General features: G+C 47.6%; 13 protein-coding genes and 3 pseudogenes. 1 reads left to right on the top strand and 15 read right to left on the bottom strand.

Going from position 1 to position 14,596, the window contains the following annotated elements; translation table 11 throughout:
* Positions 1 to 67: 67 nt before the first annotated feature.
* The 7 genes and pseudogenes from D1841_RS14605 to D1841_RS14575 form a co-directional block, all read right to left on the bottom strand.
* Complete coding sequence (locus D1841_RS14605; RefSeq protein WP_160644214.1) at positions 68 to 982, bottom strand: tyrosine-type recombinase/integrase; 915 nt, start codon at positions 980 to 982, stop codon at positions 68 to 70.
* 95 nt (positions 983 to 1,077) lie between these two features.
* Positions 1,078 to 1,875, bottom strand: coding sequence for a class B sortase (gene srtB, locus D1841_RS14600; protein ID WP_237076396.1), 798 nt, complete (start codon positions 1,873 to 1,875; stop codon positions 1,078 to 1,080).
* A gap of 8 nt (positions 1,876 to 1,883) precedes the next feature.
* On the bottom strand, positions 1,884 to 2,714 hold the full coding sequence (locus D1841_RS14595) for a tyrosine-type recombinase/integrase (RefSeq protein WP_160644212.1): 831 nt from the start codon (positions 2,712 to 2,714) through the stop codon (positions 1,884 to 1,886).
* A gap of 58 nt (positions 2,715 to 2,772) precedes the next feature.
* On the bottom strand, positions 2,773 to 3,753 hold the full coding sequence (locus D1841_RS14590) for a hypothetical protein (RefSeq protein ID WP_160644210.1): 981 nt from the start codon (positions 3,751 to 3,753) through the stop codon (positions 2,773 to 2,775).
* 475 nt (positions 3,754 to 4,228) lie between these two features.
* A pseudogene (locus D1841_RS19320) lies at positions 4,229 to 4,333 on the bottom strand (DNA methyltransferase); the annotation flags it as partial.
* Positions 4,330 to 4,698: pseudogene (locus D1841_RS14580) on the bottom strand (DNA methyltransferase); the annotation flags it as partial. The pseudogenes D1841_RS14580 and D1841_RS19320, both read right to left, overlap by 4 nt.
* Positions 4,688 to 5,329, bottom strand: a complete 642-nt coding sequence (locus D1841_RS14575) for a hypothetical protein (RefSeq protein WP_201751335.1) — start codon at positions 5,327 to 5,329, stop codon at positions 4,688 to 4,690. The pseudogene D1841_RS14580 and the gene D1841_RS14575, both read right to left, overlap by 11 nt.
* A gap of 800 nt (positions 5,330 to 6,129) precedes the next feature.
* On the opposite strand from D1841_RS14575, the pseudogene D1841_RS14570 reads away from it, so the two are divergent.
* Positions 6,130 to 6,935 (top strand): annotated as a pseudogene (locus D1841_RS14570) (transposase).
* Positions 6,936 to 7,112: 177 nt separating this feature from the next.
* Here the strand turns inward: D1841_RS14570 and D1841_RS14565 are convergent.
* From D1841_RS14565 to D1841_RS14530, 8 genes are all read right to left on the bottom strand, one after another.
* Positions 7,113 to 8,585, bottom strand: a complete 1,473-nt coding sequence (locus tag D1841_RS14565) for a radical SAM protein (RefSeq protein WP_347564029.1) — start codon at positions 8,583 to 8,585, stop codon at positions 7,113 to 7,115.
* A complete protein-coding gene (locus D1841_RS14560) occupies positions 8,561 to 8,860 on the bottom strand; it encodes a hypothetical protein (protein ID WP_160644206.1) in 300 nt (99 codons plus the stop codon). The genes D1841_RS14565 and D1841_RS14560 overlap by 25 nt, the downstream gene beginning before the upstream one ends.
* A gap of 386 nt (positions 8,861 to 9,246) precedes the next feature.
* Positions 9,247 to 10,281, bottom strand: a complete 1,035-nt coding sequence (locus D1841_RS14555) for a S8 family serine peptidase (RefSeq protein ID WP_347564028.1) — start codon at positions 10,279 to 10,281, stop codon at positions 9,247 to 9,249.
* A complete protein-coding gene (locus D1841_RS14550; RefSeq protein WP_160644202.1) occupies positions 10,278 to 10,532 on the bottom strand; it encodes a hypothetical protein in 255 nt (84 codons plus the stop codon). The genes D1841_RS14555 and D1841_RS14550 overlap by 4 nt, the downstream gene beginning before the upstream one ends.
* A 12-nt stretch (positions 10,533 to 10,544) precedes the next feature.
* Entirely contained in the window at positions 10,545 to 11,624 is a 1,080-nt protein-coding gene (locus D1841_RS14545) for a TIGR04066 family peptide maturation system protein (protein WP_160644200.1), read from the bottom strand.
* Positions 11,625 to 11,636: 12 nt separating this feature from the next.
* Positions 11,637 to 12,269 carry an SPASM domain-containing protein gene (locus tag D1841_RS14540; RefSeq protein ID WP_160644198.1) on the bottom strand — a complete coding sequence of 211 codons (633 nt, stop codon included), beginning with the start codon at positions 12,267 to 12,269 and terminating at the stop codon, positions 11,637 to 11,639.
* Positions 12,266 to 13,039 (bottom strand): radical SAM protein, encoded by a 774-nt coding sequence (locus D1841_RS14535; protein ID WP_160644196.1) that lies wholly within the window; start codon positions 13,037 to 13,039, stop codon positions 12,266 to 12,268. Before D1841_RS14535 ends, D1841_RS14540 begins: the two co-directional genes overlap by 4 nt.
* A 34-nt stretch (positions 13,040 to 13,073) precedes the next feature.
* Positions 13,074 to 14,513: an ABC transporter substrate-binding protein gene (locus tag D1841_RS14530; RefSeq protein ID WP_160644194.1), complete on the bottom strand. Its 1,440-nt coding sequence runs from the start codon at positions 14,511 to 14,513 to the stop codon at positions 13,074 to 13,076.
* Positions 14,514 to 14,596: the final 83 nt, after the last annotated feature.

Genomic DNA, 14,596 nt, shown 5'->3' with positions numbered 1-14,596 from the left:
GATAATTCGAGATTATCCTTTGTTGAATTAGAGTAAAGGGAGGGCCGCTTTTATAGCGGCCCTCCCTTTACTCTAATTCAAATGTCATCCTGCCTCTTGGATGTTTCTCAGACAGAAGATCAGTTTGTCTCTGAGTAGAAACATAAGTGTAGATTTGGGTGGTGGATATAGAACTGTGTCCTAAAAGCGATTGTATGTACCGGATGTTAACCCCGGCTTCTAAGAGGGAAGTGGCAAATGTGTGACGGAACATATGCGGCGTGATATGTTGCTCAACGCAGGCCAGTTCCGCATATTCCCTAATGATTCTTCTAACAGATTGCGCAGCCAGGGGATGATGGTTCCGATTCACTAAAGTAAATCCAATTGAGAAGATGTCGGCTTCAAACTCAGCCATATACCGGTCAACAACCGTTACCAGGCCAGGTGCCCTTATTTTCAGAATCCGTTCCTTATTCCCCTTCCCGGAAATTAAAAGACAGACCTCATTGTCAGAGATTGTAAGAGAGTCCGGTGTAAGCTTACACAGCTCCGACACACGGATACCTGTGCTGAACAGCAGCTCCAATACCACAATATCTCGAAGTATCCACTGGTCTTTCTTCACCCGATACAAGCTGTATGCTTTCTGTAGAATAGCCTTTACGGACTCTTCGGGGATAATTCGCGGCAATTGTTTCGGCATCTGCATCCTGACCCGGAGCTTGTCAAATGGATTGTCTTTCAGTTCTTCCCGGTATTCAAGCTCGTGAAAAAAGGCCCGGATGCTGGCCATCTTTCTTTTCGCGGAGCGCGGGGCAAACTTTTTGTTTAGAAACTGTAGATATAGGCTTAAAAGTTCTTTGTCCACTTCCCGTCCGGCTACAAAACCAGCAAACTGCTTCAAGTCGGTTCCATAGGCTTTTAAGGTATCTTTTGAAAGCCTTTTTTCATTTTTGCAGATAACAAGGTACTGCTCGATGTGGTTGGCCAATTCTTTCATATGTACAACCTCCATAATGAGTATTTTCCCCATTATGGAGGTTTTCTTGTGATTTGTCTATCTTTATCAATATCTTCCGGAAGCCACTTGCTCCATCATGATAGGTTATTCAAGACCCCATGCAGCACAAACCTGGCATTTTCAAACTCATAGCTGCAGGTGGATAGGGTAAGCACTTTATCCCCTGAAGAAGGCACAACTTCACTCTGAAAGAGGGAAGTTGCCTTAGCGACCTGCAGCCACTCCGCAAACTCTCCCTCTGAGCCAAACTCCACCTGCCAGGCCTCCGCCCTGATGCTTGCCACATAGCCGGAGAGGAATTCTATCTTGTAATTGCCCGTAGGTGCCAGCAGCAGGGCGGTGGGATGGGCGTCATAGAAAGCCTGTTCTTTGTAGTCCATCAAGCCATTGAAGATGGTGCCGTTGCCCATGTGGTGGCCATAGAGGATGCTGTGGCGGTCTGTGAAGTCTCTGGTATTCCGGCTGTCCAGGAAGATGCAGCCGGAAGCGTTGTACTCGCCGGTGAACAGGTGGCGGAGATAATATTGGTTGTCTGTCCCCTGCACCACGGGGTAGTTGATGTTGGTGCCGTCAATGATAAGCCAGCCTGTTACATCGGGATTGATCGCCCGCAGCGCGTCAAAATCTACTAGGGGAAGAGCAGACCCAGGTTGCTCCATTTGTCCTTCTGGAGCACTGGTTTCAGGATGGCTTCTTTCCTGTGGTTCTGATGGCAAAGAAATTTCTGGCAGGCTTACACAGGCCATTAAATCCTCATAGGCCCGCACACTCTCTGCGTCTTCCTGGAGCGGCACATATATCTGCCATGCGCTGACAGCCGCAGCCATTATCAAAGCCAGAACCAGCAAGCCGAAAAAGATTTTCCTTTTCATGGGGCGCCTCACAGCTTGTTGGCCTTGTCCTTCATGGCTTGGGCAGAAGGATTGGTATACAACAAAGTGACTTGTATGGCACTGTGCCCCGCCTGAGAGGCCACCTCATGGATGGAGTAGCCGCTCTCCAGTGCATGGGAACAGAAGAAATGCCGTAAGGTTTTCGGGGTAATGATATCCGAATATTTATTGAAAATTTGGTTGATGCGGCTGGGGGCCAGCTTCCCGCTCTGGCGGCTGACGAAAAAGTGGGGGCTGTCGGACTTGCGCTCCTTCAGGTATTCACGCATGGCACACGCAATTTTGTCGTTGATATAGACCAGCCGCTGCTTATTGCCTTTGCCGATGACCCGAATTTCCTTGGCTGTCAAGTCTACCTGATCCAGCTTGAGGTTCACGCACTCACTGCGGCGGATGCCTGAATAAGCGTAAAGGGTGACAATGGCGTAATCCCGCTTGCTGCCGCTCTCCAGCAGGCGCTGGCGGAACATCTCCACGTCCTTTTTCGTGACCGTACAGGGGCTGGCGTATTGTAGTTGGATTTTCATGAAATCGTTGGGTAAAACAGCCGCCTCAGCCTGCTGGCCGGTTTTAACAAGCCAGTCATTCAGGCAGCGCAGGGAAGAAAGGTGGCGGTTCACCGTCCGGGGGTCGTAGCCCTTTACGTTACGCATAAAGGAGATGTATTCCAGCACGTTAGCCCGGTAGAGCCTGGCGGGCTGCTCTCCAAAAGCAGCCTGGCACCATTTGAGATAAAGGGATACGTCCCGGCAATAGGCGGCGGCTGTGTTTGCAGCTTTGCCCTGTGTGCGCAGGTATTTTGAAAATGGCTTTAACATAAAAAATCGCCTCCATGCCATATCACACGGCTGGGGAGCGATTTTTGCAACATCCTTTTTAAGCTTGTTCTTTAAGAAGCTCTGCATATTTGGGGCGCTCCGCCTGTGGGACATCCATGGCATCCATGGCCTGCTCAACAGACAGTTTTAAAGTTTTCATTAAATTTTTTGCCGTCGCCAGAATGGTTTCCTGACGGCCTTTCTCTATACCTTTCTCTATACCTTTCTCTATGCCTTTCTCTATGCCCTTCTCCCAAACTCCTTCGCTTAGATTGCACATAGCAGACACCTCCTGCTCTAAACTCTGACTGGCCGGTATCGAAAATTCTTCTTCTATGATCTGCTTCTTTTCAGCGGGCTTTATCTCAGAGGACAGCAGTACGTCCAGGAGCCGCAGAAGCCCTTCTGTGCGGCCGGAATCACCCAGGTGGATCAGCAGGACTGTCAGCAGGTCATAATTTTCTTCCTTTTCTGTGAAGCTGCCGACCAGCGGTTCCTCCTTCATACGGTAGCGGCTGATGGTATTCTCCCTGCTGGCAGGCGGGTTCATACATATCCAAATGGAATAGACCTTTTTTATGCCTTCAAAATGCTGAGGGGCAAACTCCACGCCGTATTGGGAGGAAATCATGCGGCTGCAATAGTACAAGCCGCGCTTGAGCAAGGGGTATCCCGGGTTATACTTATTTTGGGCTTCCAAATTGATAAGTAATTCGATGTACCCGTCCAGCTTGGGCGCTGCCGCCCGGAAGCGGATGTCATAAGTAACAGTGCCCTCCTGGATAGAGGCATCCTCTGTGGAGCTGCCCTGGATGCGGGGAGCATCCGGCAGGACAGGCACCTCGCCTATCTGAGGCGTGCCCTCGATATATTTATGTTCGATTTCTTCCACAGGAACGTCATGGTATTCAGCCACGCACTCTTTCAGGATCCATGCCAGGATGGACTTCTCGGACAGGAGCCGTTTACAGGCTGCGTCGTACTGTGCGCCCAACCCGGCAGCGTCCAGGCCAGGGCCCAGGGTCGTATTTGTATCCATGTCTGCCAGCCCCTTTCCAATTTTATTTTACCATATTGCCCGCTCCTTTACAAGATGGACAATGGCGGAAAATGTTATGTCTAACTCATTTGAGGCTGCTTGTGTTATTCTTTCGTTTAACTGGATAGGGGATTTGGGGTGGTTTGGTGGGTTCAGGTGGTTACAATTTGTATTATGTTTAGCTCATTTGTAAGGCGGAGTTTATCCATAGTGTTATCCATAAGCTAGCCTTTCCATAAAGTTCCATTTGACTTTTGGGAACGCTTGTTCTATAATGAAAGCAAACAAGAACTTGCGTTCGATTTTAATAGGAAGGGGGATATGGATGGGCCGGTATATCTGCGTGGACTTAAAATCTTTTACGCTTCCGTCGAGTGCGTAGATCGGGGCTTGGACCCCCTCACCACAAACCTGGTTGTCGCGGACGAATCCCGCAAGGATGGGACTATCTGTCTTGCCGTCTCCCCATCCATGAAATCCTCATTGTGGGATAGTGCCGCTCCGCCGCACCTTGCAGGCCCTTTTGGGCGTACCGCCAGGGCGGGTCGGCGTATATCACGTTGTATTTACCGATAGTCACACCCCCTTTCCGCCAGCAGCCACAGCCGCCCGCGCCTGCTCGATGCGCTCCGTGGCCGGGCCGTAAAAGGCCGGGGCCGTCTCAAAGCAGATAAATTCCCGGCCCGTATTGACGGCGGCCACCGCAGTCGTGCCGGAGCCCGCGCAGATGTCCGCCACCACCTGGCCGGGGGCGGTGTAGGTCTTTATCAGATACTCACACAGCTCCACGGGCTTCTGCGTGGGGTGGACGGTATGGGCCACGGTCTGGAATGAAAGCAGGTTCCCCGGGAACCGCCGCCCGTCCTCCGAGCCGCTGCCGGAGCGGACAAACTTCCCATAGTTGGGGCTCTGGTCGCGCTGGGATGCGATTTTCTTATTCCTTTTCGGCGCGGGTCGCGTCACGGGGCTGGGGCGGCGCTTCCGGCGCAGGAGCGGCGGGGGCCTCTTCCTTGCCCTTTACCGTGGCGGCCTTTCCGCCCTTGCCTTGGGACATTTTGTCTCGAGGTTGGGACGGGGGCCTGTCCGGGGCCGCCTTATCAGCCTTGGCCGGGCGGCCACGGCGGGCCCGCGTCCCTCCCGGTTCACCGGGCCCCGCTTTTTCTTCCTTTGGCTTGCGGCCCCGCCTGCCCTTGGACTTATCCGGCTCGGGCGTTTTTTCTTTGGCGGCCTTGTCCTTTTTGGCGGGCCCCTTTTCCCCGACGGCCTTTTCCTCCGGGGCCGAGGTGGGCGGCTGTTCCGGTTCGGGCGGCTCGTTCTTTTCCACCTCCGCACGTTCCGCCGCCCGCCGCTCCGCCATCAGCTTTTCAATCTGGTCAGCGGAGACGTTCACCGCGCCGGGAGCCCCAGCCGGGGCATCCTGGGCGGGCGCATCCCCGGCGGCCTGCTCGGGGGCGTTCTCCGGGGCCGGGGGCTCCGGGGTGGGTGTTTCCGGGGCAGGAGCATCCGCCGGGCCAGTATCGAACAAGCTGGGCTGGGGATTTTCCTCCGGGCTCACGTTTAATTTTTCGTCTGCCATTCGTTACCTCCTTTTTTTGATTTCGTGAATATTGCACAAATCTTGCGCTAAAAGTTTGTTACTATTTTTCGCCTCCCTCCCGGCTATCCACGCAAAAAAGCCGCCCGTTTTTTCATGCCGGACGGCTTTCTGCGTAATGTGATAGCTCAAATAATATTTTTTTGTGGTTGCTGGCTCCGAAAAGCCTTGATATTACAGTGTTCCTATTAAAACTCATTCATATGTGTGCCAGACGCTCTTTCAAGCACCAATAAATGGCGGCAAAGACCCCGAAACCTTATCTTTGGAGAGACAGACTACTTCAATCTTTCAGTGAGCATCCAGTCAATTCCTGAGCCCTTGACTATAATAATTTAGAGGGGATGTGTAATGTTAAAAATTGTTTATCCCATCTGCTGTGAAATGAATGTGCACAAGTCGTTTCTCGTGGCCTGCATTGCCTCGACAAATACGCAGGGTGTCACAATTTACCGCATTAAACGCTTTTCTACCTTTACAGGTGATCTGCAGCGGTGTGCCATGTGGCTTTCGAAAAACAACTGCCATGACGTTTGTATGGAATCCACAGGCAAATACGGGGATACCTGTCTACAATATACTGGAACCTACCTGCAAAATTGTCCTTGCCCATCCCAAATACGTAAAAGCGACACGTGGTAAGAAAACGGACAAGAAAGACGCCAAATGGATCGCCGACATCTTTAAGCACGATCTGGTGCTTTATCTCTCCTTCGGATATTCGCCAGCTTCGGGACTTGATAAGTTACCGTTACAAGCTCACGAACTTTACCACTGGTGAAATGAATCGTGCTCAAAACTGCCTGACTGTTTCCAACATCAAGTTGGACGACGTTTTCTCTGATGTGTTTGGCAAGGCTACAACCGCCATTACGACCCGCCTGTTAGAAAATCCTTCCGAAAAAATTACGGATGTTTCCCAATTCAAAACGAAAGGAATGAAAGCTACAGATGAAGAAGTGCCTGCCGCTGTGGGCGGAGAAATATGCCCCCAGCAAGCTGAAAAACTCTGCATTATCCGTTCCCACATGAGTAGCCTTGAACTTTGCAAGGCCAACTCGGAATCGCTGATCCTGACTACTGCTGAAAAACACCTCCCCCAACTCAACCTCGTTGCCACGGCACCGGGTATCCAGTCTTTTTCCGCTATTGCCCTCATTTCGGAAGTCGATGTGGATATGTCCGTGTTTCCTACCTCGAAGCATCTGTGCTCCTGGCGGGCCTTACGCCGCAGAACGACCAAAGCGACAGGAAGAAGAAAACCACCAGAATCAGCAGGGCTGGCGCTTACATCAAGCCTTTACTCGTCCAGTGTACCCTTGGCGCTGTCCGTGCCAAACAGTTCCCCGAAGTGCGGAACCGTTATCTGGCTCTCAAGAACCGCCGGGGACACAAGAAAGCTATTATTGCCATTGCCAGAATGCTCCTCACGGCTGTTTACAACATACTTAAGAAGAACGAACCATATAATCCGGATATCTATCGCAAGGCGGACTGTCCACCCAAACACCGTGAAGTTTCAGTCGGACAGGCTATTTTTATCCTGCAGCGCCAAGGCTATCTGGTGACAGCTCCTTCTATCGGCTAGCCCTTCTCTCTTATAATTTTTGACCCTTTTTAAGGGCTTGCTCCTTACGCCCTTTCTTTGCCACAAATTAAATTTTTACTTGGCGTTTGTGTCAACCTTGCCTCCCTTGATAAAGACGTGGATATCTCGTTTACTTGTGCGTGTTTTATCAAAGGTTCTGAGGTTTTATTACATGTTTTATATGGAAACACCATTTGTTAAACATCTTGACTTACATCTGGAACAGTTTGCATCACAAGTTGTAGTTGGCAGGAATTTTAAAGCCAGATTATATTCACTCGCTAAATGTTCTTTTGATACAAAACACTTTTGAAAATCCCACAGAAGCCGTTCGGATGGAAGGAATGGCCGAAAAAAATCCGAAAAAAGTATATCATTTTCCAGAAGTGCTTTTCTCCAGTTCTCTTCTGTGTCTTCTTTTTTATACATATCAATCAAAACCTCTCCCAATCTTTGGTCTCCGCGCGAAAGAATGGGTTGTGAAAAAGTTATGGCGGAGCCTATTGTTGTCTCAATTTTAATCACAGATTTATCTGACTCCTTCATCTCTCTCTTTTCTACTTTTTCATCAACCACATCATTGGATATGTGAACAGGATAGTTCTTTTGGATGTTTTTTAATATGTGCATAAGCTTTTCGCTTGCAATTTCAGGAGTCGTTGCTCCTACATATTGAAAGGCAGTAAATGGCTTAGGGAAAAGAGGATTTATCCCTACTTCTAAAAAACCACTTTCGTTTCCCAAGGCGTCCATATGCCGTCTCACAAGATTGATAATACTCGCAATTTCATCAAGATCTTCTTTTGTCTCGCCTGGAAGCCCTATGATAAAATACAACCCTACATCCTTTATTCCCTTCTCTGAAGCTATGTCCATATACTTAATAATTTCTGAATTCGTAATTCTTTCTTTCCCTATCACCTTCCTTAGACGCTCACTAGATTCAGGGGCTATCACCAATTTCCTTTGCCCTGCAGCCGCCATCATCTCAATTATTTTTTCTGACAACATTTCAAGACGTTGCGAACCTATGCGCAACCTTCCGCCAGAATTCTGAATATATGACAAATACTGTTCGACTGTCTCAGTGGGTAGCCCTTCATAAAAACATTTTATGATATTACAATAAGATAATCCAGTTTGAACAACCTCTTTGAAAGCCTCATAAGAAACCGTTCGAGCGGGTCTAAGCCTGGTTCCCATATAACAAAATCTACACTTCTGGTTACACCCTCTCCTAACTTCTATAGTAAAAGTTTCCTCTTCATAAACTGTATACTTGGAAAGGAATATGCTGTATGCAGGTCGATTAGATATGTTTACAGGAGACGTTTGACTAATCTGATCCGTTGACGTATTATGTATCGAAGGAACAAAGACTCCTCGCACTCTTGAAAGGCCTTCCAAAATAACTTTCTTAGGTAAACCCTTGAGGTTCAAATATACATCCAGTATTTCGTGTATACAATCTTCGCCTTCACCAAGCACAAAAACATCGAAAAAATCTACTAGCGGTAACGGATTGTACATTATAGGAACACCACCAGCTATTAAGATGGGAAACCCTTGCCCTCTGTCAACTCTTTTCTTTGGTATGCAAAAATAATCCATACACTTTAGAGCATTCAGATACGAGCCTTCATAGGATATAGTAAACCCAATAATATCATTATCTTTTGCAGGTTTTTTCGTTCCCAGGAAAGGTCTTTTCTTTCCCAGTGTTCCTGGGGAAGATAATAGCGATCAGGAATTACATTTTTATGGTAGTGGCATTCTCTGTAAATCGTTTGCAGACCTATATTGGGAAGGCCATATTCATAAAAATCTGGGAAAACGCACAAATAGCTAATTGCATCCTTATTATCTCCTTTTATTGGAAGTAGTCTTTTTTCATTTGAAATATAAAAATCCACATCTTTTTTCATATCTAGAATCTTCCTTTCTTTGCGAAGCATCAATAGGTAAATAAAGAACAACTAATTTCAAATAAGTATGTTAACCTTAATTATAAATGCAAAAAGAATACTATAGTGAAAATCTATTCCAAATCATTAGCGTTTTAACGGAATCCATTTTCAGATTATTAGGGTTTTCCAGAAAAATTGATAAGAACTGTATATTAGCAAAGCCTCAATATTTGTTTGGATTTAACAACTTTATTTGGCATCTCTGCTACAAGTTATTAGCTCCGTACGCACCAGCCACCGGTGAGTAATAACTCATTGCCAAATCTGGTGGAATAGAAACCAACGAAATCACTACAAGCCTCAAGCACTCGATCAGTAGTCTGTGTTTGAATATGTTCCCTCCCTTATTCTTTCGTCTCAGTTGGTGCGAAAAACCTTAAAATTCCTCCAAAAGCTTTCTGTGCATCCAATTGCCTTAAATCGACTGTGTAATCGCAGAAATGGTTTAGTTGTCTCAGGGTACGATCCGCATCCAACAGCAAAATTCCTGCCTTATCTAGTGGCCTCACCCACGCTGCAAAGCCCTCGGCCTCAACATGTAAAACCATATCCACCCAATCTGTTTCCGCCTGGTCTGTGAGCAGCGCAGCCTGATAGCTTTCCCGTTGGAACAACGCCAGCAGTTCCTTCATACTCTCTATGGGGCCAGTCACGGCCACAACGGGCATGGGCAGTTCCTCTGGTATGTCAGTATTTGGGGTCCCTGCCCACATAGGGAGATCGGATAAACTAATCCCCCCTACGACAGTTCTCCCCAGAGCATAAGGGGCAGCCATGCTGTTGGTGCGGCACTCAAAGAAAGGGTTTTCTACAGACATTTTGTCAAGAACAGAGGACGAAAAATCGCCTACAACAATGTTGCACCCTATTGGCGAGTTTTCTTCCCGATAAAGCCCGGAAATACTGGGTTCATAGCTCACGCCAGTCACCCATGGGTAAGCTGCGGGAAAAGCAATATACCCTTTGTTGGCGCAGGCGGCAAAGATATGGGTGCCCGCCTCCGCCAGCTTTTTTGTCAATTCCGCCAGTTTTGACGTTTCCAGCCAGTTTTCACTTCCGATGCTCATACTGATATAAGCAGGCCGCTTTTCCAGGCAGGTTTCAAGCGCTGTGCAAACTCCATCAAGGGAAGGCCGTCCATCATCGCCTGGGCAGGAGTAGCCGGTCAGATGGATATGCTCCGGCAAGGCTTCCGCCAGGATTGATGCACAGATAGTGCCATGTGAATTGCTATAGCTTGTATCTGTTTGGGGCATGCATTTCCCGACCTGTATCTGTATTACTTGGATATCATGACGAGTTTTCTCCCGCAAGCTTGTAGAAGATATCCAGTTGTCTATTACTGCTATACTTACGGGTTTCCTCTTGCAATATATCATGTTGGCTGTTCACGCAACGCCGACCAAAACGCATTTGTCAGCTCACTCACAGAGCATGTTCTGATCTGTTGGACGACTGGATTCAAATCACATCCATACTGCGTTTTCATTTGCAGGCAGAGGTACGCCAAATCCCGCGCCTCAAACTGCTGCTGTTCACCAAAGATGGAAGCTTCTTCATCTTCTATGGGACTAGGTTTACAGGCTGCTAGATGCTGCCGTATACTTTCCCGCACCATTTCCTTTGTCACCCTTTTCCCTCCTTAGATGTTTTCACTTAGTTCAGCTAGTATCTGTTCTGCCACATAGTTCATACCTTCTGTATCCATTGCGGCATACACTTTTGCTCCCGGACAAGTGACTTGGGGGAGAATATCCTCTTTTATACGCTTCACCGGGATAGATAGCGTTTGAAATTCCAAAGTCTCGGGAGAAACCATCATATCTTGGCAAGCCAGGCTTATATAATGGGTAGGCGAGCTGAAACGATACTTGCATATGTTAAGAAGATATTGCAAGGTTTCTTGGGGATAAGGGGCACAATACAGGCTTAGGATGGAAACATCCGATTTTAACGCATTGCCAATAAGAAAAGCTGGTTCCCCAAACTCTGTAAATTGATAAGGGTTATTGGGCATAATACCCCCGGGGATGCCGATAATGACTACATCTGCATTTTCAGATTTGGCTTTTTCATAGACATAGTGGTTGAAATCCAACACCTTTTTCTGGGAACCCCCTGGTTCCAAGATGAACTTGGGCAAAGGATCGAACCCAAAAAGAGGGCTGTACTTTTTGGTTCCAAGCTGCGTGACTACATATCCAGCTTTTTGAAAAGCCCTGCGCAAGCCCAGTTGTATATCAAATTTGTTTGTAAGATCGCCAGAACCGAACACAAAAATACAGGGTACAGGTAACTCTAACAGTCGTTTTTCTTCGTTTAAAACAATATTGCTTTTGTTATATTCAAGGATTTTTACGGGCAGCCCTCCTATTTCCTCGTAGCCATGGCGTACCAGAAAATCCTGCAAGTCGTCCGAAATCCACACCCGCTTTCCGGCATTTACCAAACTTTGGAGCACATCCATATATTGTTTTCCGTCCAGGTTGGCAGTAGGGTAATAGTCCAAAAAGGCCGCGTCACATACCTCTAAAGCAGATTTCAAGTCATGTGTGATATTCACCCCGCTTTCCATTCCGCCATCTACAGTAGCCATATCACTGGTTCCATAGCCGAAACTCCTGGGGGCTACCGGTATCACCTGGTCATAGCCATCCAGCATGTCTACATATCGTCCCAAAGGTGCCAAGGATTTGTTCATGGGGTAAACAAGCAGCTTCATACCTATCCTCCATCATTTAGCCATCTGCAGGCTTCTTAATTTTTCAAAATCCATACCTTCCATCTGCAAAAAGCAAAGGTCTCGCATTTTTGTAAGGGCTTCAGCTTTGCTCTCTGCACAGTGGCGCAACTTAGCCTCGCGGGACATAACATCTTTATCTATACAACGGCATAAACAGATGGTACAATGATGTAGCGCCCAACACTCCTTACACTCTGGCTCAGACAAAGCCCCTATATTGGTCAGCCGCTTGACCCGCTCCAAATCAAACCCTTCAAAAACATTACCAAGCCGCATAGCCGGAACTTCACCAACCTTCTCGCAGGGATAAATATTGCCCTGCACATCCACAAATGTTTTCCGGACGCCTACCGTACACGGGCCTGCATGATGGGCTGTTTCTGTCATTTTTCCAATCGACTGGTTCGTTTTGCATAGGAAAATCAAGTCATCCAAATAGCGCCTATGCGTCTTGGCAACCTGCGCCTCTTCAATCTGGTCTAATAAGTAAAGCATCAGCTTTGCCCGTTCCCTTTCGTTAACCACACGGTTTTCCGGGCCAAAGGCAAACTCTTCTTTGTTCCCACTGTCATTAAGCATTGAAATGCCGGGGGTTATCCCTTCCAGTTGTTCGTCCTTATTCAAAAAACTTCTAATGCTTCCAAATCTTTATCTGGTGTAACAACCGTATTTGTGCGGAGATTTTGATAAAACACCGGGTGCAGGGTCCGGATGCGTTGCATGTTTTCCATCACCACGTCAAAGGAACCCTTTCCAGAAACAAAGCGCCGGTATTTGTCGTGCTGATCTTTTGGGCCGTCAAGGCTGATGATGATATTGAAGTGTTTTTCTATCAAAAAGGTCACAACATCTTCTGTTAGAAGAGTCCCATTCGTGGTCATCCCGTAAGAAACCTTTTTCTCCCCATAGTTTTCCTCTACATAGCTTACAACCCTCTTTATAAGCTCAAACTCCAACAGGGGTTCTCCTCCGTAGAAGCCAATGACAACAGAGTTTTTATCCTTGGCCCGTTCCATAAAGAAATCTACAGACTGACTGGCGACCTCAAAACTCATGTGATTTGTGGAATGGGTACGGTTATAATACTTACCGGAATATGTACAATACTCACAGCGCAGATTGCAGTTCTGTGTAACCTGCAGCAAAAGGTCTTCTAACTGGCTGCTGGCAATCTCTTCCATCATGGGAACAGTCGGGTGTTCTATGTCCTTCAAAATGCTGGGACAACATATCCCTTTCTGTTGATATTTCTGCAGGGTGGGATTTGCTTCCCCTGTTTGCAGGGCCTGATGCAAATTCTCTGCATCCGCATGCGGAATAAGGATTACCCGGTTTGTTTCCCGGTCATATACAAAGGAATGTGAACCGGGAGTATCGAAAACGATATACGACACAGTTTCATCTCCTTATCTATAGTTAGGCAAGGCTTCACTCATTGAGGTAGATCCACGCCCGCTCTTGAAGCTGTTTTGCGCACTCTTCGGCGCTTATCAGGTGGTTGTCATAGTAGCTGATAAAAATATCCTTCAGGTTTTCCATTATTTCCGAGCTGGAGCTGGCCCTTGCATTCAGGGTTTCATTGTATGTGCAGAATTTTTCGGCTAACGAATCGGATCCATAAATCGAGGTAATCAGTTTTTTGCAATTATTCTTATTTACCGGCATTGCGTGGCCATACGGCATAAGATAATCCTGCAAATCACTGCTGTTGTACATGTCGATTTCTTCTGGGAACTCTTTTTCCTCTATCATGAATTTAAGGAATTCCCACGCCAATTCCGCGTTTGGCCCCTTCGGTATGGCCAGCATGGTCGCTGTTGTGAAAGGGGCGTCCCCATTTACCCCCTTATAGAAAACCGGCTCGGAGCAGCCCGCCATTTGGCCGCCGTCTACCTGGCCCAAAAGTTGCAGGGAAACGGTCATAAGCTGGCAGAAATAATCTGTAGGTGAAAACATGGGCCAGTTATATGTGTAGGTAGACCCTTGCGTCAGGGTGTTTTCAAAGGGGAGCGCGTCAGTCTGTTCCAGATATTCGATAAATTCCGGTGTATCAAACCTGGCTTCGCCGGTCTTCTCGTTAAGGAATTGCGGTATGACAAGCCCCTCGAAAAAGAACTTGCTGAAATTCGGCGCGAAATAGGCGTCCTCGCTTATGGCGCCGGATGCCCTGCCCCTCCAGAACAGGTCAATCAGGTCCTGGTAGCCGACGCTGCCGCCAAACTCTTCGTCAACGTCCGTCTTCATTTCATACAACATATAATCATTCAAGATGAAGAAGTGAAAGCGGAAAAAAGGGACCATAGCGTATAGGTGCCCCTCAGTATCTTCCATGACCTCAAAAATGTTTGTATAATAATCCTCCTTGTTAAAACCCGCATCCTTTTCCATCAGCTCATACAGGTCTTCAAAAAGACCCGTTTTCGCGTATTTATAAAAGGAAACAAAGGCCAGGTTCACAATATCGGGAGCTTCGCCGCCAGCAAGGGCTGTCACGGTTTTGCTGGTGTACTGTTCCATATAATCGCCGGGGTATCCCTCAGAGGGGTTTGGCACTACATATTCAAATGAAATTTTTACGTCAGGGTGCCGTTCCCTGAATTTGCTGGCCCAGCTTTCTATGGCGTTTTCTTTTGCCGGCAGGGATATCCATAGCTCCCCGCTAAGCTGCTTGCCTTCTCCAGCTTGGGAAATCGCGCTGCTCTCCGTCTGAGAGCTAAGCACACTTTCCGGCTGGCTATTCTGTTTAGCGCTGTTTACCAGTTCATCATAAAGCTTATCCTGCTCGCTCTGGCAGGCAGTCAAACTTCCGCATAGCAGTGCTCCCAGCAATAAACGCACAACACGAAATATCATCGCAGTTCTTTTCATACAGATCCCTCGTATTATAAAAGAGTAGTATTTATAGCCCCCTCTCCAGGGGTATGCTACACTGTTTAGGATGCTGTGGATTG

This window comes from Neglectibacter sp. X4 (genome assembly GCF_009917365.1).
GTDB lineage: Bacteria > Bacillota > Clostridia > Oscillospirales > Acutalibacteraceae > Acutalibacter.
This window is presented reverse-complemented; position numbering and strand designations above follow the sequence as displayed.